Source organism: Mucilaginibacter sp. UYCu711 (assembly GCF_050433825.1).
In the GTDB taxonomy this organism is placed as follows: Bacteria; Bacteroidota; Bacteroidia; order Sphingobacteriales; family Sphingobacteriaceae; genus Mucilaginibacter.
Window position 1 is genome coordinate 185,764 of the sequence record NZ_JBNPWM010000005.1, and the last position, 23,021, is coordinate 208,784.

At 41.7% G+C, this 23,021-nt stretch carries 13 protein-coding genes; 5 read left to right on the top strand and 8 right to left on the bottom strand.

Annotated features, from left to right (window positions below):
* Nucleotides 1-100: 100 nt before the first annotated feature.
* The 7 genes from ABIB50_RS12385 to ABIB50_RS12415 all read right to left on the bottom strand — a co-directional run bounded on the left by ABIB50_RS12385 (nucleotide 101) and on the right by ABIB50_RS12415 (nucleotide 12,551).
* Nucleotides 101-1,051, bottom strand: coding sequence for a methylenetetrahydrofolate reductase (locus tag ABIB50_RS12385; protein ID WP_429380042.1), 951 nt, complete (start codon nucleotides 1,049-1,051; stop codon nucleotides 101-103).
* Nucleotides 1,052-1,194: 143 nt separating this feature from the next.
* Nucleotides 1,195-3,732, bottom strand: a complete 2,538-nt coding sequence (locus tag ABIB50_RS12390) for a family 20 glycosylhydrolase (protein WP_429380043.1) — start codon at nucleotides 3,730-3,732, stop codon at nucleotides 1,195-1,197.
* Between the two features lie 77 nt (nucleotides 3,733-3,809).
* Nucleotides 3,810-5,729 (bottom strand): glucosamine-6-phosphate deaminase, encoded by a 1,920-nt coding sequence (gene nagB / locus ABIB50_RS12395; RefSeq protein WP_429380044.1) that lies wholly within the window; start codon nucleotides 5,727-5,729, stop codon nucleotides 3,810-3,812.
* 67 nt (nucleotides 5,730-5,796) lie between these two features.
* Nucleotides 5,797-7,404 carry a SusD/RagB family nutrient-binding outer membrane lipoprotein gene (locus tag ABIB50_RS12400; RefSeq protein ID WP_429380045.1) on the bottom strand — a complete coding sequence of 536 codons (1,608 nt, stop codon included), beginning with the start codon at nucleotides 7,402-7,404 and terminating at the stop codon, nucleotides 5,797-5,799.
* Nucleotides 7,405-7,432: 28 nt separating this feature from the next.
* Nucleotides 7,433-10,777, bottom strand: coding sequence for a SusC/RagA family TonB-linked outer membrane protein (locus ABIB50_RS12405; RefSeq protein ID WP_429380046.1), 3,345 nt, complete (start codon nucleotides 10,775-10,777; stop codon nucleotides 7,433-7,435).
* Nucleotides 10,778-10,919: 142 nt separating this feature from the next.
* Nucleotides 10,920-11,903 (bottom strand): FecR family protein, encoded by a 984-nt coding sequence (locus ABIB50_RS12410; RefSeq protein ID WP_429380047.1) that lies wholly within the window; start codon nucleotides 11,901-11,903, stop codon nucleotides 10,920-10,922.
* A gap of 93 nt (nucleotides 11,904-11,996) precedes the next feature.
* A complete protein-coding gene (locus ABIB50_RS12415; RefSeq protein ID WP_429380048.1) occupies nucleotides 11,997-12,551 on the bottom strand; it encodes a sigma-70 family RNA polymerase sigma factor in 555 nt (184 codons plus the stop codon).
* A gap of 165 nt (nucleotides 12,552-12,716) precedes the next feature.
* Here ABIB50_RS12415 and ABIB50_RS12420 point away from each other — a divergent pair, with 165 nt between their 5' ends.
* The 4 genes from ABIB50_RS12420 to ABIB50_RS12435 are packed head-to-tail and all read left to right on the top strand — an operon-like array spanning nucleotide 12,717 to nucleotide 19,678.
* On the top strand, nucleotides 12,717-15,035 hold the full coding sequence (locus tag ABIB50_RS12420; RefSeq protein WP_429380049.1) for a PSD1 and planctomycete cytochrome C domain-containing protein: 2,319 nt from the start codon (nucleotides 12,717-12,719) through the stop codon (nucleotides 15,033-15,035).
* 4 nt (nucleotides 15,036-15,039) lie between these two features.
* Nucleotides 15,040-16,491, top strand: a complete 1,452-nt coding sequence (locus tag ABIB50_RS12425; RefSeq protein WP_429380050.1) for a DUF1501 domain-containing protein — start codon at nucleotides 15,040-15,042, stop codon at nucleotides 16,489-16,491.
* A 15-nt stretch (nucleotides 16,492-16,506) separates the two neighbouring features.
* A complete protein-coding gene (locus tag ABIB50_RS12430; protein WP_429380051.1) occupies nucleotides 16,507-17,532 on the top strand; it encodes a 6-bladed beta-propeller in 1,026 nt (341 codons plus the stop codon).
* Between the two features lie 16 nt (nucleotides 17,533-17,548).
* Entirely contained in the window at nucleotides 17,549-19,678 is a 2,130-nt protein-coding gene (locus tag ABIB50_RS12435) for an FN3 associated domain-containing protein (RefSeq protein WP_429380052.1), read from the top strand.
* A gap of 26 nt (nucleotides 19,679-19,704) precedes the next feature.
* Here the strand turns inward: ABIB50_RS12435 and ABIB50_RS12440 are convergent, their stop codons facing one another.
* Nucleotides 19,705-20,055 carry a DUF7009 family protein gene (locus ABIB50_RS12440; protein WP_429380053.1) on the bottom strand — a complete coding sequence of 117 codons (351 nt, stop codon included), beginning with the start codon at nucleotides 20,053-20,055 and terminating at the stop codon, nucleotides 19,705-19,707.
* 465 nt (nucleotides 20,056-20,520) lie between these two features.
* On the opposite strand from ABIB50_RS12440, the gene nirB reads away from it, so the two are divergent.
* The gene (nirB, locus tag ABIB50_RS12445) at nucleotides 20,521-23,013 is read left to right on the top strand and encodes a nitrite reductase large subunit NirB (protein ID WP_429380054.1); all 2,493 of its coding nucleotides are present in this window, start codon (nucleotides 20,521-20,523) and stop codon (nucleotides 23,011-23,013) included.
* Nucleotides 23,014-23,021: the final 8 nt, after the last annotated feature.

Consider the following 23,021-nt stretch of genomic DNA (forward strand, 5'->3'; position numbering starts at 1 on the left):
TCTGTGTAACCTACTTGATTCCGATCGAAGACGCGGTAAACAAGAAATCCTGCAAGGATTAGACTTGCAGGATTTCCTATTTGTAGAACCCATCGGATCGTTATATTGACACAATCTTCATCTTCCTGATACCTTTTTTATCAAGCATCTCTGCAATTTTATTCACCATATAAATCGATGCTTCTATTTCTTCTTTTCTGATTGCAACACTTTCAATATTAAACCCAAAAGGAATTGAACGTTCTGTACAAAAATCAGCAAGCTCTGAAGCAATATCAAGACAAACATTAACAGATTTTTCAAGAATGTTTTTAGAATTCTTAAGATCTTCCTTAAGATCATCAGGAACATGAATACCCAGCCATTCCATGAAATTCAGTGTCTTGGCTGAGCCACAGGCTGTAAGCGTAAAAATGATGGTTGGAAACTTTATGTTTTCTTTTTTGCAGGTACAACTAAGATCTTCTATAACCTGTTTCGCAAAGGCGATATTAAAAACACATTGAGAAATGAAATAAGATACCCCACAGTTTGTTTTTTCAATAATTCGTTTATCCTCGTCTTTTAATATATCATGCCTTTCAGGTATGGTTACGGCACCTATTACTGAAGTGCTTTCATTCTTGCTCCAGATCTTATAGGCTTCCGGCAAACTTGTTTTAACAGGAAAATCTGGTGCAGGCACTCCTACAAAAACCGGGTAGAAGTTATTTTTGTGAAGGGCATCCAGCCAATCTGATAATTCTTCTTTAGCGAACTTACCGGCGGGACGGTATATTATTTTAGGGATGTGCAGATCTTGCAGATAGCTGCTTGCAAACATAAAAGGATCCAAAGCTTTCAGAAAAGGAAATGGTCTTTCCTCTGAAGTACGGGCAGATTCATCCTGGACATCATACACAATAAGTGCATCAAGATCCAGAGGGATTAATCGTGCAATGGTCTTTTCAGCAATCTCAGCAACTCTTTCAGGAATTGTTTCCTCTTTTGGAGGGGTAATGCCGTAAAGTAAAATTCCGGATTCGCCGGATTTGATCTTATTTAGGAACATGGGTAATTAATAGTGATTAAAAATTCCACTATGGTGTAAAAATAGAAATAGGAAGAAGCTTTTTATTCTTTTTTTTATGTTTTTTAATAAATCTATTATTACGTATTTAAACTACGAATAGGCGTTCAGGCTACACAAACAAGTTATTTGTTTTCCACGGTAGTTACCCGACCCGATCTGCCGGCAATATTGATCAGGCCGAATTTTAATTTCGATGCTGACAACGGCCGCGTGTAGACAGGGCTGGTTGCAACAGGTTTTTTGCCGTCGGTCGTATAATGAATGTCGAAACCGGGTAACCCAGAATTAGCGGTAACCAGTTTATTTGCCTTAATTATGCCCACTTCAGGAATACGATACTGGAAGCCACCTGCATAATAAGTAAGACGGGGGAGTTCGCGCTTGCCCAGGATATTGACAAATTTTGACCATGCTGCCTGATAGAGTTCCCGGCTTTTCACAATTTTAGTTTCTATTGCCCAGTCAGGGTCAGCGGCCCAGGCGCGTTCGGCAAAGCCTAATAGTTTAGGCAATAGCACATATTCCAGTTTGCCGGTGTTTTGCAGGTTTTCTCCCCAAAGAGCTCCTTGTAAGCCTATGATGTTTTGTTTGCCTTTATCTGTCAATTTTTCTTTATTTAACAAAGTAGCCGCACTTATTACATTGCCTAACCTATCAACCGTGACGTTTTTAAAATAGTCATAAGGTATAAAACTAAAAGAAGCGGATTCGTCAGCATAACTACCCCAATAATAACCCGGCTCCTGGAAGCTTTTGTTGTAGGCCATATCAAAATAAAGATTGGTGACATTAGAAAGTATAACCTTATAACCGCTGTTAGCCAGCTTATAAGCCAGGTCTTCAGATCCCCAGCCTAATACATTGTTCCAAACCTCTAAATGAATACCAACATTAGCCAATGCCGGGTTTATAACGGTTGCCTTTTTACCGTTTTGCATCACTTTATATGTGCCCACTTCTTCCCAGGCTGTAAGATATAAGTTGTTTGCTTTTAAAATTTGATTTACTCTACCGTAATAATAGGCCCAGAGATCATCGCTACTTTTTATCGTGGTATCCCGTTTCATCAGGCTAAAAAATGCCGGTGATTTTTCCCAAACACCTGCAGGTACTTCGTCACCACCAAAATGTATAGTTTGTAAACGGGTACCGGCTTCGATATACATTTGTTTAACCTCGCTAACAATGGTTTCTATAAACTGATAAGTTGATGGCAGCGAAACATCAATTACATTATCATTAAAGTATTGTACCGATGTGTATTTAGAACTATCGGACAGGTCACGCAGGAGATACTGTTGAGCCTGCAGTGGTTTATTCTGACTGATGAAATTTCTATACCGTGCATCCATAGCTTTTAAAGCGGCACGCGCATGTCCCGGTGTTTCAATTTCAGGGATTATAGTAATATGCCTGTCTGCAGCGTATTTTAATATCTCAATAAAATCTGCCTTAGTATAAAACGTGGTATTACTTGCAAATGGCCCTGAGCCGTAAGATGGCTGTATGTTCCTGCTGTTATCAAGCGTATGCCCCCGTTTTCCCCCAACTGTAGTTAGTTCAGGCAGGGCAGGTATTTGCAATCGCCAACCCTCATCATCAGTTAAGTGAAAATGAAATACATTTAATTTATAAAGGCTCATCAGGTCAAGCAGCTTCAATATTTCTTTTTTTGGTTGAAAATTGCGCGCAACATCCAGCATAAAAGCACGATAACCAAACCTTGGCCCATCTGTAACGTTTACACCCGGTATTAAAACGGTAGCCTGTTTTTTTCCATAGGCGCTCGGTTGAATTAATGTTTTAAGAGATTGGATGCCATAAAAAATTCCCGAGGCTGACGATGCTGAAATAGTAACTTGGGTGTTGGTTACGCTTAACTCATAGGCCTCTTCAGGCATTTGTTTTTTTACAAGGTTGATCGATCCTCCCGGTAACGTTTTTGCAGGTAATAATAGCTTGTCGAGCTCATTTTTTAAATAGGCTGATTCTCTATTAAACGCAGCATCATTAACTATTTTAGTGCCAGCTGTGAGTATGAATTTATCGACTGTAGGCCGATAACTTTGTGGTGTCGGAAATATTTTGATAAGACTATCAGCCGGTATATCGCGGATAGTTTTATTTTGTTCATAAATGAATTGTGGTGTAGTTTTCGCAATATTATCATTAAGCGAACGCGCAAACTGTTTCGGTTGGGTTGAGGGTATTAACTCAGGATCACTTAGCGGGTAAAATTTATTTGGAGCATTATCCCAAACCAAATAAAAACCGCGCGGCGAATCGGTTTTATTTATTAGCCAATACATGGTTAATAGTTGTGCTTTAAGTGAACTGTTTTTTGCGATACCATTAAAGCGCGCCTTTGGTGCCAGGTAATGGAAATCGCCATTTATATGGGTAATATCCAGCCCACCCGTTACTGACCCAGCTATAACAGGCCTTAAAAAGTTAAAATATAACTTCCAGCCCTTAGCAGGTAATGTAAATTGCTTACCGGTAGTTAAAGTTAATGCCGCAAGTGATTGCTGTTGACCCTGGTGATTGTTTTCAATGATCTCCCACTTTAAATGCAGGTCAATATTTGTGTTAGATTTTTGCTGCGCAAACGCGTTAACAAATAGTAAACCTGCAAGCAAAACAGAAAAAAGATATTTCATAACAATAATTTATAGCTGATAACGGCAAACACCCCCACCTCATATAGGCAATGCCGCCGTTACAGCTAAAGTAAGTATTAAAATTTATAGCGCACAAATGCTTCCATCGCTTCGTATTCTGCCAGGCCAAGCTCATCATAACAGCGGGCAGTATCGCGGTTGCGGTCCTCGGCTCTCACCCAAAATTCACGGGCATCTTCGCCCGGGAAAACCGGGCGGTCTTTTTGCGACTGGTGTTTGAAAATAGCATTACGTTTGCCTAACACCTCCTGTGGAGAGAGGGGTACAGCCATTTCAATTTCATGAGTGGCAAATTCATGCCAGGCTCCCCGGTACATCCATAACCAACAATCGTTTATCCAGTCTTCAGTTGTTTTTAAACGATCCAGCGCAGCCAATATAATATTGAAACAAACCACATGTGTACCATGCGGATCGGCAAAATCACCCGCTGCAAATATTTGGTGTGGCTTTACCTGTTGTAGTAGCTTTATGGTTAAGTTAATATCATCTTCGCCTACAGTGTTTTTCCTGGTTTTGCCGGTTTCGTAAAAAGGCAGAGCCATAAAGTGAATATGGTCATCTTCCAGGCCGGCATACCGTGCAGCAGATATCGCTTCACTTTTGCGGATAAACCCTTTAACGTCGCGCACTTCGGCGGTATCAATTTGATTTGGCTGTTTGCGGATAAAGAACTGGCGCATATCAGCGTAAATATTTTTAAGTCGCGTATTGTCTTCGGTAATACTTTTATTAAAATCAATAGCAAACTCCATATAACGCAGCACATCGTCATCCCAAACCGCGGTATTGCCTGAAGTTTGATAAGCAACATGTACGTCATGCCCCTGGTCGACCAGGCGGATAAAAGTGCCACCCATTGATATGACATCATCGTCCGGATGGGGTGAGAATATAAGCACGCGTTTTAAAGCGGGTTTGGCCCTTTCCGGCCGCTGCGAATCATCGGCATTGGGTTTACCACCCGGCCAGCCGGTAATGGTATGTTGCAGTTTATTAAAAACATCAATGTTGATATCGTAGACAGGGCCCTGTTGTATGGCTAACTGCGCCATGCCATTATTATTATAATCTTCTTCGGTTAATTTTAGGACAGGTTTGTTAAGCGCGTTGGCTAACCAAATTATCGCTTTCTTTTTTAGCGTTTTTGTCCATATACAATCTTTAACCAGCCAGGGGGTATCAAAACGCGTTAATGTAGACGCCGCGCCTTCATCCAAAATAAATTCTACCTGGTCTGACAGTTGCAAATAGGTAGCTGGCACCTCGCCTGAAATTTCACCTTCCACGGCCTTCTTAATGATATCAGCCTTTTTTTCATTCCAGGCCATTAATATAATTTCGCGCGCTTTAAATATGGTACCGATACCCATGGTGATTGCTTTTTCCGGTACATTTTCCTTGCCGCCAAAATCACGTGCGGCATCGTTACGTGTCAGGTCATCCAGGGTAACCAGTCGTGTGCCCGAATTAGGGGCAGATCCGGGTTCATTAAAGCCAATGTGGCCGGTTCGGCCTATCCCAAGGATCTGGATATCGATCCCGTCCAGTGCCGTTATTTTTTGCTCATATTCAAGGCAATATTGCGCTATCTGGTATTGTTCCAGTGTGCCATCCGGGATATGGATATTCGCTTTATCAATATCTATATGGTTAAATAAGTTTTCGTTCATAAAGGTCACATAGCTTTGCGCGGCGGTAGGCTTCATGGGATAATATTCATCTAAATTAAAGCTAACGACATTTTTAAAGCTTAAGCCTTCTTCGCGGTGCATGCGTACCAACTCGGCATATACGCCTATAGGGGTCACGCCGGTTGCCAGGCCTAAAACGGCTGGTTCGCTGTTTTCTTGTTTTTTTATGATGATTTGAGCTATCCGTTTAGCTACTTGTATGGATGCGGTATGCTGATCGGGGTAGACGCTCACCGATAATTTTTCAAAACGGGTCTCCTCCAGCAGATTTAATCTTGCCATGATAGTGTACACATTAAAAATAAAAAAAAGGCCCCTGCCGACCAGCAGGGGCCAACCAATCAATTTACTACTGGTCCCACCATACGCGGGAAGTTAAAACATCGCCCCCAGCTACGGCGTTGTGCGCTGCATTATAATTGGCAGTGTTACTGCCAGCTTCAGAAATAGGATAAGGAAAACGGCGCGGAATAACTCCACCGGTATTGTTGCCCGGATAATTCACAGGTACTAAAACAGGAAAACCACTTCTCCGCCAGTTTGCCCACGACTCATAAAAATCAAGCATGGTATTGGTCAACGCCCAATACTGGGTATTTATTTGTTGTAACCCGGTGGCCGATACATAAGGATGTGCCAATAAATATATTTCTGCATCGGCAGCAGTAACGGCTGCCGATGGGTCATACTCGCCTAAATAAGTCATGGCGGCTACAACGCCATCATGATAATGCACTACCGCACTTCCAGCTATGCCAAAACGCTCTGCAGCATCTGCTAATAATAATTCGGACTCGGCGTAGGTAAGTACAAATGTTGGCCCGTTTCTTTTTATTAAAGCCGGGGCAGGCGAGGAGTAATCCGTAAAAGCTGTAAAGCTTGCATCCTGGCGTACATCCTGCGCAGCTACGCCGCTAAGGTCTTTACCGTTAGGCATACCTTTTTGCGATGCGAAACTGGCATTAGCACCGGCGTTTTGGGCCTTGGTATTCTCGTTAACATACAGGTTTGTTACCGCTATTTTTGTAAGGCGGGGATCATTGTTTGTTTTCAAAAAATCAATAAATGTTTTTGACCAACGGGTATAAAAGTTTTCCTGGCCACCATCTCCCAATAATATCTGGCTGTTGCGGTTAACAGTGGTACGGCCACCACCGGCATCGCCTAAAAAGAAAGCGTCATCAGCATTGCTGGTCATAGTATTACCAATAGCTTTTTGTACATAGGTTTTAGCAGTTGCAGCATCAACCTTGCTTAAGCGCATTGCTACACGTAACAATAACGTATTACCAAATTTTTTCCATTTAGTAATATCGCCTTTATAATACATATCGCCGATAGGTTTATCGCCGGCCGGATCTAAGGCTGCTGTCGCTTCTGATATCTCCTTTAACAGATCGATATATATGGCTTGTTGCTTATCATATACCGGGAAATAAGAGCTGGTGTAATAACCCAAACCTGCCTGCGAATAAGGAACATCCCCATAAAGATCTGTTATACGTTCAAAAATTAACGCCCTCATTATCCTTGCAATCTGGTGCAGGTTCTTGTATTTGGCTATACCTTCGGTAGATTTTACTACGTCAACAATTGGTTTTACCTGTTCAGGATAGGCACCATCGCCGCCTGTTGGCGGGCCGCCCGCAAAACCCCAGTAAGCTGCTGTGTAACCGGCATTCAGCATATATTTATCGCCGGCCCAATAGCTGATAACAGTTGACAGACCCTGCATCATAGTTGAGCAGTAGATCAGGTTTGCACGCCAGGTATCATAGCTAAAATCAGCACTGCCCGAATAACCTAATTGGGCATCTGTAAGTACATAATTAGGATCAAAAGTACTTGGACTATAGGTTGCCGGGTTAGTATTGATCTCCTCAAAGTTCTTCCTGCAACCGGTTGAAAGCATTACGCCTGTTAAAGCTAACGCTGTATATTTAAATATCTTTTTCATCTTAATAAAAAATCAGTGTTAGTTAATATTAGAATTTAACATTCAGATTTAAGCCATAACTGCGGGTAGATGGTACACCACCCAGTTCAAGGCCTTGCGCATTGTAACTGTAGTCAGACTCGGGGTCGATATTATCCGTCCGCTTTAACAGGTAGAACAGGTTGCGCGCCACCAGGCTTATTGATGCCGTTTTTATGGTGCCATTAAACATGTTAGCAGGCAGGGCATAACTAAGTGTGGCCTGGCGTAATTTGATGAACGATGCATTCTGGACAAATAAGCTTGAAACGTTGTTGGCCAGTGTTGAGTAGTAGGTTGAGGCATTAGTGCCCAAACTTTCGCGATTGTCCAAAGTAGCTTGGTGTAGACCAAGTACATAAGCGTAATAATCAGTAGCCGAGAATAGTTTGCCACCAAATTTACCGTCAATTAAAACCGACAGGCTTAATTTTTTATAAGTGAATTCGTTATTCCAACCGGCTATCCATTTGCCATAGGCAGATCCATAAGCTTTAAGATCGCCTTGTACAGGTATGCCTGAAGCGTCTTTTACAATGTTACCCGTAGCGTCGCGTTTGTAATCAAAAGCCATCACCTGGTCTGTAGGTAAACCAACAATATTTTGGGTAAAACCATTACCAGATCTTGAGGTTGAAACACCGATAGATGATTGCCCGTCGGCCAATGAAATTACTTTATTGTCGTTTATCGAACCATTGAATGATGTTGTCCAACGGAATGAGGTTGTCTTAACAGGCGAGCCTGAGATCAAGACCTCTATACCTTTGTTTTGTAATTTACCAATGTTTAATACAGCCCCGCTATAGCCTGATGTAATTGACGCAGGTGCGGTTAATATCTCATTAGTCGATTTTTTGTTGTACCAGGTAACATCTAAACTTAAACGATCCTGGAAAAAGCGTAATTCCGTACCAATTTCTAACTCGGTAGCTAATGATGCCACTAAGCTTCTGTTAGGCACAGCGGTGTTGGATATGATACCGATAGCGCTGCCATTAATAGACCCGTTAAAATCATACGCTAGTTGCGTATTGTATGGCGTAGTTGCCTGGCCAACTTGTGCAAAACCCGCACGTAGTTTACCAAAGCTCAACCAATCGTTATGTACAAATTCAGAAAATATAAATGACGCGTTAACGGAAGGATAGAACTTGTTTAACGGGTTTTTTACGCCCGGGGTAGCTAAGGTCGAATACCAGTCGTTACGCGCCGAACCGGTTAAATAAAGGTAGTTTTTGTAATCAAATTCCAAAGTTCCGTATGCCGAGAATACTTCGTTATCCGACGGATTGTATTTTGTTGGATTTGGCTGCGCCACGTTGTTAATCACATAAAAGTTAGGGACGATAAAATTATTCCCGCTAACTATAAACGACTCAGACTTGGTGCGACGGTAGCTGCCTCCGATATTTGGTGTTATTGTAAGGTCGCTTACTTTGAATGTTTTACCCATTAACACATCTGTATTAAGGTCAGAGAAATTGGTACTTGTTTCTGATATGGTACCCAACGGGCGGTAAGCTGTACCTGTTGGCACAACGGCTTTATAGCGATCATTATAAAAATCGCGGCCGGCACGGCCCTGTATAAAATATCCGGCATCAAAAGTATAACGCAAATTTGCGGATGCAATTAAGCGTTGACGTTTAGTGTCGTTGATAAATTTATTTGCTGCGAACCATGGGTTAGTGGCAAAAGTATTACCAGAATACCCATACTCGCTGCCATCAGCCTTCAATGTCGTTTTTAAAGTATTTACATCTAAGCTTGTAGGCAATAGTGTAACATTATAATTTGAGTTACCAGCACCGTCGCTCAGAAAAGGCCTGTTATGCGCCTGCTCCAATATGTAATTTGCGCGGATGTCGGCAGTTAGATTTTTTGACAGGTTATAGTTACCGGTAAAGTTAAATGTTTGTCTTCCTAAACCAGAGTTTGGCGTAATAGCTTTGTTGGTAAGATCGCTGGCCGAAAAACGCATCGAACCACCATCAAAACTACGGTTAAGAGCTATAGTGTTGGTAGCTGTGGTACCAGTGCGATAAAAGTTTTGGATATTGGTTTTTTGTGCAGTGTAAGGGCGTAAAACGCCGTCAAATTGTACAACATTGCTGCCGTCCAGTTTTCCTCCCCAACTTGATTGGCCTGATTGGAAGGCAGTAGTAGCATCTGCAGGTTTGATGCCATTTGCACCCTGACCGTATACATATTGCCATTTGGTTGAATTTACAACAGATTCGGCAAGAAAGTTAGAATTGAACTCTACACTATTACCCTTACCGCTTTTGGTAGTAATTAAAATAACACCCGCCTTACCACGATAACCATATAATGCTGATGCCGCAGCACCTTTTAATACAGAGATAGTCTCGATGTCATCAGGATTGATGTTGCCAATTGCGTCGCCCATGTCCGGTTGGTTATCATATTGGCTTCCGGGCGCACTGTTAGGGGTGTTGTCCATCGGCACACCATTAATCACATATAAAGGTTGATAGATTTGCGATAAGCTTGATTTACCACGTATAATAACGTTTGATGACGAGCCGGGGCCACCCGCTGTCGGGCTTATGTTTAAGCCTGCAACTTTTCCCTCAAGGCTGTTCATTACGTTTGGCTCGCGTGCCTCGGTCAATTGTTCGCCTTTGATCTCGGTAATAGAGTAACCTAAAGCTTTTCTTTCTTTTTTGATACCTAAGGCAGTTACTACAACCTCGCTTAGTTGCTTGGCATCTTCGTCCAGTAACACACTTAGCGGCGCCGGCGATGAAATAGTAACTTCTTTTTTGATATAACCAACATAACTAAACACTAACACGTCGCCGATATTAGCATCAATGCCAAACTGACCGTTAACATTAGTTGTTGTGCCGCCGGCGGTGCCTTTTATCAAAACGCTCACACCAATTAACGGCTGTCCGCTGGCATCCCTTACCGAGCCGGTAATTTTTATAGTTGCGTTGGCATCAATATTAACCGGAGTAAGCACGGGCATACTACCTAAGTTTTGCGCAACCCCTATAAAATTGCCAACCAGTTTAAATTGCAATTGGGTTTTATTGTGTAGTTCTGTCAACACATCACTAAGTGGTTGTTTGGTAATATGCAGGGTAAGGCCGGGTAATTTATTGATCACCTGTGCATCATACACAAAAGTTACATTTGCCTGTTGCTCAATGCGTTTAAACACTTGTTTAACATCGGCGTTGTCAACATTTAAGTTCATTTCCTGTGCACGTGTGCCTTTAGCGGCCAACATCGCGGCACAGCATAACTGAATTCCAATGATAATTGTAGTAATGCGCATGCATTTTCGAAGTATAGGCAATAATTTGCCGTAAAAATTCTTCATATTTGTAATGGTTTAAATATTAATATTAAACTGAGCCTATGCTGTTTATGGGTCTCAAGCATGTTTACAGCCGGCTAATCTTATTCCGGGGGCATTTATGTTCCCGGTTTTTTGTTTCTTAGCTACTAAGAAACAAATTGTCTTATTTAACAACTACTGTACTGTCATTGGCCATTTTATAGTTAAAGTGTTTGGTAAAGCTTAATATTTCCATTATGGTATCCAGGCGCTGGTTGCCCAGGGTGATGGATATCCGTTCCTTTAACAGGTCCTTATCTGTTACTGTTATTTTTGTATTATATTTCTTCTCTATCGCTTTAAATACATTGCTCAGATCCTCCTGTTCAAACACAAGCACGTCTTTACACCAAAGGTTTACTACAGCTTCTTTAGTTTGTGCTTTAGCAACATGTTTCGTGGTTGTATTCAATACAATTTCTTCTTTAGCAAGTAACATTATTGCAGGCTTTTTCGGCTCATTAAGTAAAGTAATACCCACTTTACCTGTAACCACACTTACTTTGGTTTTCCCCTCGCGCTGGTAGGAGCGTACATCGAAAGATGTTCCCAGGACTGTGACATTTAAATTGTGTGTTTTAACCAGGAAAGGATGATTCGTCATATGCTTAATATCGAAGAAGGCGCGCCCTTCAATTAATTCTACCTCGCGCACTTTTCCGTTAAAGGTTTTAGGATATTTAAATATAGAGCCCGCGTTCAGCCAGACTTTGGAACCATCGGCCAATAAAATTTGGATTACTTTATTAGACGGAGCTTTAACAACATGTTTCTCAATTGGTATTACCTGTTGATCAGCTGATCTGAAAATAAAAATACCTGCCAGTAAAATTGCCGCAATAGATGCAACCGGTAATAAGATCCGTCTTAAAGAAATTGGCCTTACCTGGGCAGGCTGCATTTCTTTTTCCAGTTGTATTCTTTTTTGCAGGTTTTTATAGATGCGTTGTTTAACCTGTTCTTCATCTTCGGGCGATGCTGTATTTACAACTTCAACCCAGCCATCGTTAGTAGTATCATACCATTGATGTAGTTGTTGTTTTTCTTGCTCAGATGCCGTGCCTTCAAAATATTTTTCGGCCAGGCGTTTTAACTCATTTGTGCTCATTCCGGATTTTTATTACCCTATTTTATAGCATAGAGTGACTCAAACGCAAAATACCCTTGGTCTAAAATGAATTTTTTTAAAATTAAAAGGAGGTTACAGGAAAAAAGTCATCATATCGCCCATATTGGCCCTAATAACCTTTAACGCCTTGGTTAGGTGACCTTCGGCAGTTTTTTGCGATATATTGAGTTGCTCGGCAACGTCGGCCAGTGAGCGATCCTGCAGTTTATTATATTGGAATACTAAACGGCATTTTTCAGGCAGCTTGTTGGATAATTCAGTAATTATCTCCAACAACAATTTGTCGTCAATATTTATTTCGGCAGTTTTTAATCCTAAACGGCCAATGATATCTTCCTGTTTCCTGGAATTTTTTTCTTTAGACAGGGCACGATAAACGGAATAACGGGCCATAGAAGCCAGGTAAGCCGGCAATGATTTAATGGTTAAGGTTTCTCTTTTTTTCCATAAAATAAAAAAGACATCCTGTACAATCTCTTCCGCTGCATCGGTGTCTTTTAATAATTTATGCGCGATATAGTAGAGCTTGTCCCAGTAGCGGTTATAGATTTCAGTAAAGGCTAATTCATTTCCGGTCCGCAACAGCCCGGTCAATTGATCATCATCAAGTAAATGAATAGCGCTCACAATTTTTAATTTAAAACGAATATAACACAAAATTAACGAAGCTGTATAATGTGTTGATTCGGTTATTTTAGAAGTTTGTATGTACAAACCCTTGCATGATTGAATAATTGCTCCTATCTTAGATTGTTCCAATAAAACCGATTTATTACTGTTCCTGAATTAAATATGAAGAGAGATGCCTATCTTTTATTCCTTATTTGTACCGGCTTTATTTTAGTCGGGGTAATTGCCTGCAATCGTCCTATAAGTAACCAGGAGGCTGAGGCAGAAATACCCGATACGGTAAGCTATAATTTTAACATACGTCCTATACTATCTGATAAATGTTTTAAATGCCATGGCCCTGATGCCAACAAGCGACAGGCAGGCTTACGATTAGATCTGCCTGAAGAAGCGTTTAAAGCTTTACAGGATAACCCCAAAGCTCATGCTTTTGTAGCGGGAGATCCGTCGGCATCCGAAGTGTATTTAAGGATCACCTCGTCAGATTCGACTATGATGATGCCACCGCCGGCGTCGAATCTAAAACGATTGACTGAACACGAAACAGATCTCATAAAAAAGTGGATTAAGCAAGGCGCCAAATATGAAAAACATTGGGCCTTTGTCGTACCAAAAAAATCGCCCATACCAACAGTAAAAGATAAAGCCTGGCCAAAAAATGAGATTGACTACTTTATACTTACCAAACTGGAGAAAAGAAACCTAACACCTAACCCCGAAGCGGATAAAGAACGTTTGCTAAAAAGGGTTAGCCTTGATATTACCGGGTTACCGCCAAGCCTGCAACTAATGGATAGCTTTTTGGCGGATAACAGCCCGAATGCATATGAAAAGATTGTAGATAAGTTACTACAAAGCCCTGCTTACGGCGAAAAGATGGCTTTGCATTGGCTGGATGTTGCACGCTACGCCGATTCGCATGGATACCAGGATGATAATTACCGCAGCCAATGGCCGTGGCGCGATTGGGTGATCCATGCATTTAATGAGAACCTGCCTTACGATAAATTTATTACCTGGCAAATGGCCGGTGACTTGATGCCGAATTCAACCAAAGAACAATTGTTAGCTACAGGTTTTAACCGTAACCATAAAATAACCGAAGAAGGCGGGGTGATAGACGAGGAATACCGCATAAGTTATGTAACCGACCGTACTAATACTTTTGGTAAGGGCTTGTTAAGCGTCACCATGGAGTGCGCGCACTGCCATGATCATAAATACGACCCATTTTCACAAAAGGAATATTACCAGTTGTTTGCTTTTTTTAACCAGGTTAATGAAAAAGGAATAACATCTGTCGTCGGCGGGCCCGAAACGTATGCCAAAAAACCAATGATACAGATCACCAATGATGATGTGAAGGGTATCTTGAATTTTGTAAATAAACAGGATACCAATAAGCTCATCGTATCGGTAATGGGTGATACGGTGCGTAAAACCTTTATCCTTAAACGGGGTAATTATGATGCCCCAGGCGATGAGGTAGAGCCCGGAACCCCCAAAGCGATATTACCTTTCCCGGCTAACTACCCAAAAAATAGGTTGGGGCTTGCTATGTGGATGTTTAATAAACAAAACCCACTTACTGCTCGGTCATTTGTAAACCAACAATGGCAGGAGTTTTTTGGCCGCGGTATTGTAAAAAGCTCGGGCGATTTTGGTATGCAGGGTGATCTGCCAAAAAATGCTGCATTATTAGATTGGCTGGCAGTCGATTTACAGGAGCATGGCTGGAACATCAAACGATTAGTTAAACAAATGGTCATGTCGGCGACCTATCGCCAGTCTGCAGTGATCAGTCCCGAAAAACTAAAACTTGACCCGGATAATGAATTACTCTCCTATAGTTCGCGGTCACGTCTGCCTGCCGAATTGGTACGTGATGTGGTTTTAGCCAGCAGTGGCTTGCTAACCAAAACCATTGGCGGGCCAAGTGTCAATCCGTATCAGCCGCCCGGTTTATGGGAAATGGCCAGTTCGGGCAGAGGGCAGTTGGCAACCTACAAACAGGTACATGGCGCAGGGCTTTATCGTCGTGGTATGTATACGTTGATAAAACGTACTGTTCCACCTGCATCATTGGCAATATTTGATGCAAGTAACCGCGACCAATGCGAAGTGCGCCGCTTGCGCACCAATACGCCTAACCAGGCCCTGGTGATGATGAACGACCCAACTGTGTTAGAAGCGGCAAGGGTGCTGGCAGCTAACTTATTAAATGAGAATACACAGGTAAAGGATAAAATATACAAAGCGTTTAGGCTGGTGGTTTGCCGACGGCCCAATGATAAGGAATTAGCTTTGCTAACCGGATATTACCAGGATGAGCTTAAAACCACCGACAGCAAGGCAGCTAATAAATTGCTGAATGTTGGCGAGTACCCTATACCGGAAAATATTGATAAAGTTAGGCTTGCAGTATTAATGAAGGTTATGGCTGCACTGTATAATTTGGAAGAAACTATCGTAAAAACTTAAGGTTATGGAAAAAGATATTTTAGAACACCATCTTAATTTAAACCGTCGAAAGTTTTTATCACGGCTAAGCCTTGGGTTAGGTAGTGTCGCTCTCGGCTCATTGCTTATTCCTGATCTTTTTAGCAGTGGGGATAGTGGAGCAGATTTTATACCGGGTATGCCTAATTTCGCGCCTAAGGCAAAACGGGTAATTTACCTTTTCCAAAACGGTGCACCGTCACAACTGGAGTCGTTCGACTATAAACCCAAGCTGCGCGAAATGATGGGGCAGGAGTTGCCGCCATCGGTTCGTGGTAACCAGATACTTACAGGAATGACTGCCAAGCAGGCATCTTTTCCGTTAGTAGGATCGTTTTACGATTTCAAACAGTATGGTCAGGGGCGTGCCTGGATAAGCGACCTATTCCCTCATATTGCCAAAATAGCCGATGATATTTGCATCATTAAAACCATACATACCGAAGCGATAAACCATGACCCGGCGCTGACATTTTTCCAAACTGGTGCACAACAAGGTAACCGGCCAAGTATGGGTTCATGGGTGAGCTATGGGTTAGGTAGCGAGAATAAAAACCTACCAGCCTTTACGGTATTGTTATCAAAAGGCAGGGGTAATGGGCAGGGAGTATATTCAAAACTCTGGAGCAATGGCTTTTTGGATTCTATTCACCAGGGCATTCAATTTAGCAGCAGTGAAGACCCGGTTCTTTACTTGAAGGATCCGGATGGCATGAGTCGGGATGAGCGTCGTAAAATGTTGGATAAGCTGGCAGAGTTAAATGATATGTCCTACAAAGAATTTGGCGACCCGGAGATCAATACTAAGGTGCAGCAATACGAAATGGCTTATCGTATGCAAACCGAGGTGCCTGATATTATGGATCTTTCCAGGGAATCAGATGCTACAGTAAAAATGTACGGTCCTGATTGCCTGGTGCCGGGCACTTACGCTGCAAATTGCTTGCTGGCGCGCAAACTGTCTGAGAACGGGGTGCGCTTTGTACAACTATACCACCAGGGTTGGGATCAGCACGGTGATTTGCCTAACCAGATGGCCATGCAGGCTAAAGATGTCGACCAGGCGTCTGCCGCATTGATTACTGATTTGAAACAACGCGGGCTGTTAGATGAAACATTAGTGATTTGGGGCGGCGAATTTGGACGAACCAATTATAGCCAGGGCAAATTAGATGTTAAAAATTATGGCCGCGACCATCATCCGCGCTGCTTTAGTATCTGGATGGCCGGCGGTGGTATCAGACCGGGAATGGTATATGGCGAAACCGATGATTTTGGTTACAACATTGTTAAAGATGGCGTGCATGTGAATGATTTCCACGCAACCGTGCTTAACCAGTTAGGCATCGATCATGAAAAACTTACTTTTAAAAGTCAGGGACGCAGATATAGGCTTACTGATGTAGCAGGTAAGGTAGTGCGCGGAATTATAACCTAATGATTAGATAAGATAATGGAAAGAAGGAAATTTATACAACAAAGCACTGTTTTTACAGCAAGCTTTTTTATTGCGAAGGATTTGATGGCCAAAAACGACGGACCGGTATATGGCCATAACGGTATGAAATACCGTATGGATAATACCTGGGGCAAGCTCGACCCGCAAAATCATCCTGTAAATGATTGCCATGAAATGGTGCAGGACTCAAATGGCCGCCTAATACTGCTAACCAATGAGACCAAGAATAATATACTTATATATGATACCGCTGGTAAGCTGCTTGATTTTTGGGGGCATGATTTCCCCGGAGGGCACGGCTTAACGTTGGTTAATGAAAACGGAACAGAGTTTTTGTTTATTACCGATACCGTTAAGCACCAGGTTTATAAAACTACAATGGATGGCCGGATATTAATGACGATTAATGTACCGCTGGAAACAGGAGTCTACAAAAAAGCCGAGGAGTTTGTCCCTACCGAAACTATTATTGATACCAACGGCGATATTTTTATTGCTGATGGCTATGGTGCGCAATACATCACCCATTATGACAGCAACGGTAAACTGTTGAACCATTTCGGTGGCCGGGGTGATGGTGACGACCATTTTGATAATGCGCATGGAATTGTAATAGATCGCCGCCAAAAGAAACCTTCACTATTAATTACTGACCGTACCCGTAACTGTTTTAAACGTTTTAGCTTAGATGGTAAATTACAAGAGATAATAAAACTGCCCGGAGCCTGTGTGTGCAGGCCGGTAATAAAAGACCAGCATTTGTATGCCGCGGTGTTGAGATCGATAGATATGAACCACCCAGCCAGCGGATTTACCACTATACTTGATAAACATAATAAAGTAGTCTCTAATATCGGTGGTACCGAGCCGGTTTACCAGGCTGGGGTGTTACAACCAATGAACCAGGCCGAAAAGATCTTTGTTCATCCGCATGATGTTTGTGTTGATAGGGATGATAACCTGTATGTGACGCAATGGGCATCGGGTAAAGTGTACCCGTATAAATTCACCCGTGTTTAATTTATTGGGCTACTAAATGATTAAACAAAGTCACCAAACTTTTGCTGAAACCTTACTATTTGTACTTAATACGTTACTGGTTTTTTTATTGATCTTCGGTAGTCATTTGGTTATTCCACAGTGGTTGCAACCGGTTGGTCGCATGCATCCGTTACTGTTACACTTCCCTATAGTGATACTGATGATGGGGATCTTGTTTGAGTTTTTTCGTTTTCGATCAACATTTAAGGAAGAAGCACTCTATCAAAATTTCACTACAGTACTCTTACTGCTTGGAAGCTTGTTAGCGGCCGTTACAGCCATTATGGGGCTTTTCTTATCAAAAGAAGCCGGTTACACGGGTAATGTTTTACAGTGGCATAAATGGACGGGCGCAAGCCTTGTATTTCTAAGCTCTGCTATTTATTGGTGCCGCAATTACCCGTGGTATAAAACATGGGTAGCTAAGGCGGGTGCCGTTGTTGCGTTTGTGTGCCTTGTATTTGCGGGGCATTATGGTGCTGACATTACCCATGGCGAAAACTTTGTGCTGGGGCCAGTTATACATCGTTCGGGAGCGGTGCCTGTTGATAAGGCATTAGTTTACCAGGATGTTATCCAACCTATATTTGAAAGCAAGTGCGTTAGCTGCCATAATGATGATAAACTAAAAGGCCGCTTGTTACTTACTGATATGGAGGGCGTTTTAAAAGGTGGTAAAAGTGGTAAATTATTTGTTGCAGGCAGCCCTCAGCTGAGTTTGTTATTGCAGCGTTTGCATTTGCCCTTAGCTGACGATAAGCATATGCCGCCGGCAGGCAAACCCCAACTAACCGATGATGAAATAGCCCTGCTGTACCTTTGGATAAAAGGTAAGCCAAATTTCACCCAAAAGGTTTTAGCGCTGCCGGTTAATGATTCGTTAAGGCTATTGGCTGCTTCAAGGTTAAGCCCCCCTACAAATACTACCGAAATTTATGATTTTTCGGCAGCGGATGAAAAAAAGGTAAAAGAGTTAAATAACAATTACCGTGTGGTGCAGCAAATAGCCAAGGAATCACCGGCACTATCAGTAAGTATCTACAGTAAAAGTAATTATACGCCGAAGGCGGTTGAGGAATTGGAGCCGGTTAAAAAACAGGTTGTGTCGCTAAGCCTGAATAAACTACCGGTAAAAGATGCCGAACTAAAAACCATCTCAAAATTTACCAACCTGCGTCGTTTGAACCTGAATTTTACCGACATCTCTGGGAAGCAATTGAGTGAACTGTCTAACCTTAAAAATTTAAAGGAACTATCATTAGCAGGTATCCAACTTAAAGTTCAGGAACTTGAACCACTGTTATCGATTAAAACCCTTACCGAATTGGTAATATGGGATACTGGTATCAAGGATACAGAAATCCAACAATTAAAGCAGCGCCATAAACAAGTTAATTTTGTTACCGGATTTAAAGACGATGGGGTGCCATTGAAACTGAATGTGCCTCAAATTAAAAGCTCAACAGTGGTTTTCTCAAAACCATTTGAGTTGGTTATCAGTCACCCGATTAAAGGCGCGATCATTCGTTATACTACAGATGGCAGTGATCCTGATAGTATCAAATCGCCGGTTTATACGCCCGGAATGATCATCAGCAGCGATGTAACGATAAAGGTCCGTGCCTATAAAGCAGGCTGGTATGGCAGTGATATCGTCACCATAAATTATAACAGGAATACTTATACACCAGACACTTCCATCATTGATAATAATAATGGGGGCAAAATGATGATTGATAAAGAGCTGGGCTCTTTCAGGCCCTTTGATGGTAAATGGGTAGGCGTACCATTTGAGATGGTGATTCATATAACTTTTATAAACCCCGTCAGCTTAAAAACCATTGGCATGGGTTGTTTGCGCCTTAACGGGCAACAAATACTTTTCCCTGCCGGTATAGAAATATTAGGAGGCAATGATAAACGTAAACTGACCCTTGTTGGTAGCATAAAACCAGCAAAACCCTTAAAGGATGATCCGGATAAGAGGAGCCTGTTTGAGGCTAAGCTGACAACTGCCGCTCCACTCAAATATTTCCAGATAAGGGTAAAACCGGTTAAGCCACAGTCATGGTTCCCACCGCAAAAAACAGCCTCCGTATGGGTAGATGAGTTGTTCTTTAATTAAAGTTTAAGTTAAGAGGAGCCGGTAAGCTATAGCTTAGCCAACGGATTAGGGTAATTATCACTCTGATCTTCGGCTACATTATCCAGGCATTTAAAATCCTTTTCAATTAAAAGAAACAGGTTATTATCAAAACCTTCAAAACCAACTCTGTCAGTTGTTTCCCATTCGGTAGCCATTTTTACAGGCATTAACAGGGTTATTTTATTGTGATCGAAGGTTGCCATTAAGCTACCAAGTTCACGTCGCTCCACCGAGTAGATAAGGGTCTGGCTGCCAAAATTTATAGTTTCTTCTATATAGCCGGTTTGTGAAAACTGTTCAACATCTGTTTTAGTTAACCGGTAACGTAACGAATTTCCTTTAATCCTGATTTTCATAATAGTATTATTGGTGTACTGTGCCAGGTACAGGTGAGACACATGGCACACCTGGTACACCTGGCACAGTTACATGTTATGCAATTTAATAGAAAAATTAGCTGCTTGTTCTCGTCATTAATAATAATTATTTGCCATTAGTCTATTTTTAAACACGTTGTCGTTAGTAATATTTACTTATCTGTTGTTATTTTTAGTGATTTGTTAAAAAATGCCCAATTTACTGGGTGAAATAAATTTAATTTTTAATGATTTAGTAGATTTTATTAAAAATATTTAATAAAATCTGTTTTATATCACCTTATAATTACAATAAACTGCTATTGTTATCAATTTAACATGACCAAATTAATACTATTTATTTGATTTAAGATTTTTTTTAATTAAAATTGCTATTGTAAATGCATTTTAGGTCGCACTTTAATTGTATTTATCAATAAAACGCTTTAACAAACAAAAATCGATATGATAAAATCAACAGTCATAGTGATTGGCAATGGTATGGTTGGTTACAAGTTTTGCGAAAAACTTGTAACTAAATCATCCGGGTTCAATATCATCGTATTTGGCGAAGAGCCGCGCCAGGCTTATGATCGCGTTCACCTTAGCGAATATTTTAACGGAAAATCGGCAGATGATCTTTCCCTGTCAAGCCGGGAATGGTATGAAGAGAATGGTATAACCCTTCATCTGGGCGACCCTGTGCAGGAAATAAACCGCATAGATAAAACTGTACATTCTTTAAAAGGCCTCACCCTAAAATATGATTACCTGGTTTTGGCTACTGGTTCATCAGCATTTGTGCCAGATATACCCGGCATCGAAAAAGAGGGGGTGTTTGTTTACCGTACAATTGAGGATCTTGAATTAATAAAAGCCTATGCAGCTACTGCTAAAACTGGTGCGGTTATGGGCGGTGGTTTGCTTGGCTTAGAAGCAGCAAAGGCATTAATGGATCTCGGCATTAATGAAACCCATGTAATTGAATTTGCCCCACGTTTAATGCCACGGCAAATTGACTCGGCGGGTAGTGCTATGCTGCAATCTAAATTGAAGGAATTAGGCCTTACTGTTCATCTAAATAAAAGCACCTCTTATATAGGTGGCGCGCATGAAGCGGATGCTTTGCATTTTAACGATGAAAGCGTACTGCCTATTGATATGCTGGTAATATCGGCAGGTATACGTCCGCGCGATGAATTGGCTAAACTGGCAGGGCTACAGGTTGGTACCCGTGGCGGTATAATGGTTAATGATAAAATGCAAACCAGCGACGAAGCCATTTTTGCTATAGGCGAGTGCGCTTTATATGAAGGAATGATTTATGGCCTGGTAGCACCGGGTTATGAGATGGCCGAAATTGTAGTGTCACAATTAATGGATGGTAATAAGCTATTTTATAGCTATGACATGAGCACCAAGCTTAAGCTGATAGGTGTTGATGTTGCCAGTTTTGGTGATGCTTTTATTACCGAGCCCGACTGCCGTACGATTGTTTTTGAAGACACACACAAAGGCATATATAAACGCATCAACATTACTACCGATGGCAAATATTTGTTAGGTGGCATTTTAATTGGCGATGCAGGCACTTATAATATGTTATTGCAAACCGTTAATAACAAGTTGGTGCTTCCGCCAAACCCGGAGGATTTGATATTAGGTTCGCGGGGTGGTGCCGAAAGTGAGGGGGCGGGTGTGATGAATCTCCCTGATGACGCGCTGATCTGTTCGTGTGAGGCGGTTGATAAAGCTATGATCTGTTCATCGATTACTGATCTGGGTATCACTTCTATTGATGGCATAAAAAAATGCACTAAAGCCGGAACTGGCTGTGGCGGATGCATCCCATTGGTTAAGGACCTGATAGCAGGCACTATGAAAGCTAACGGGCAATATGTAAAAAATGTGTTGTGCGAACATTTTGATTACTCGCGCCAGGAACTGTTTGACCTGGTAAAAATAAATCAACTTAAAAATTACGACTTAGTACTTGATCATTTTGGTAAAGGCGATGGTTGTGAAGTTTGTAAACCTGCTGTTGCAAGCATATTATCAAGCTTATGGAACGATGTAGTTGTAAAGCAGGATACTATACAGGATAGTAATGATAGGTTTTTAGCAAACATCCAAAAAGGAGGCACCTATTCAGTTGTACCTCGTATACCGGGCGGTGAAATTACGCCGGATAAATTGATCGTATTAGGGCAGGTAGCCAAACAATATGGACTATATACCAAAATAACAGGCGGCCAGCGTATTGATCTGTTTGGCGCGCATCTTAACGATCTTCCTGCTATATGGGAAGAGTTAATAGATGCAGGTTTTGAAAGCGGCCATGCTTACGGTAAGGCCTTGCGTACGGTAAAAAGTTGCGTAGGCAGCACCTGGTGTCGATTTGGATTGCATGACAGTGTTTCTTTTGCTATCGAGATCGAAGATAGATATAAAGGGATCCGTGCACCACATAAGTTGAAAGGTGGAGTTAGTGGTTGTATCCGTGAGTGTGCCGAGGCAAAATCAAAAGACTTTGGTATTATAGCTACCGAGAAAGGGTGGAACTTATATGTATGTGGTAATGGCGGATCAAAACCGCAGCACGCCGAATTGTTTGCGGCAGATATTGACAAGGAAACATTGATTAAATACCTCGACAGGTTCCTGATGTTTTACATAAAAACAGCCGAACCATTATCGCGTACAGCAACCTGGTTAAATAAAATGGATGGAGGGTTAAGCTATCTTAAAAATGTAGTGATAAATGATAGCCTGGGGATTTGTGACCTTCTGGAAGAAGAAATGCAGCTTTTAATAAACACGTATCACTGTGAGTGGAAGGAAGTTGTTGAGAACCCCGAACTACGTAAACGTTTCACACATTTTGTAAACGCACCCGAAGAAAAAGATCCTACAGTTAAGTTTGAGCCTATGCGCGAGCAGATAAAGGCACAATGGTAATTAACCTA

Bases quoted from the DNA above. Each gene is read 5' to 3' on its own strand.
- ABIB50_RS12420 (WP_429380049.1), top strand. From the start codon at position 12,717: ATGAAGAGAGATGCCTATCTTTTATTCCTTATTTGTACCGGCTTTATT.
- ABIB50_RS12385 (WP_429380042.1), bottom strand. From the start codon at position 1,051: ATGTTCCTAAATAAGATCAAATCCGGCGAATCCGGAATTTTACTTTAC.
- ABIB50_RS12410 (WP_429380047.1), bottom strand. From the start codon at position 11,903: ATGAGCACAAATGAGTTAAAACGCCTGGCCGAAAAATATTTTGAAGGC.
- ABIB50_RS12435 (WP_429380052.1), top strand. From the start codon at position 17,549: ATGATTAAACAAAGTCACCAAACTTTTGCTGAAACCTTACTATTTGTA.
- nirB (WP_429380054.1), top strand. From the start codon at position 20,521: ATGATAAAATCAACAGTCATAGTGATTGGCAATGGTATGGTTGGTTAC.
- ABIB50_RS12425 (WP_429380050.1), top strand. From the start codon at position 15,040: ATGGAAAAAGATATTTTAGAACACCATCTTAATTTAAACCGTCGAAAG.
- ABIB50_RS12390 (WP_429380043.1), bottom strand. From the start codon at position 3,732: ATGAAATATCTTTTTTCTGTTTTGCTTGCAGGTTTACTATTTGTTAAC.
- ABIB50_RS12430 (WP_429380051.1), top strand. From the start codon at position 16,507: ATGGAAAGAAGGAAATTTATACAACAAAGCACTGTTTTTACAGCAAGC.
- ABIB50_RS12405 (WP_429380046.1), bottom strand. From the start codon at position 10,777: ATGAAGAATTTTTACGGCAAATTATTGCCTATACTTCGAAAATGCATG.
- ABIB50_RS12440 (WP_429380053.1), bottom strand. From the start codon at position 20,055: ATGAAAATCAGGATTAAAGGAAATTCGTTACGTTACCGGTTAACTAAA.
- ABIB50_RS12400 (WP_429380045.1), bottom strand. From the start codon at position 7,404: ATGAAAAAGATATTTAAATATACAGCGTTAGCTTTAACAGGCGTAATG.
- nagB (WP_429380044.1), bottom strand. From the start codon at position 5,729: ATGGCAAGATTAAATCTGCTGGAGGAGACCCGTTTTGAAAAATTATCG.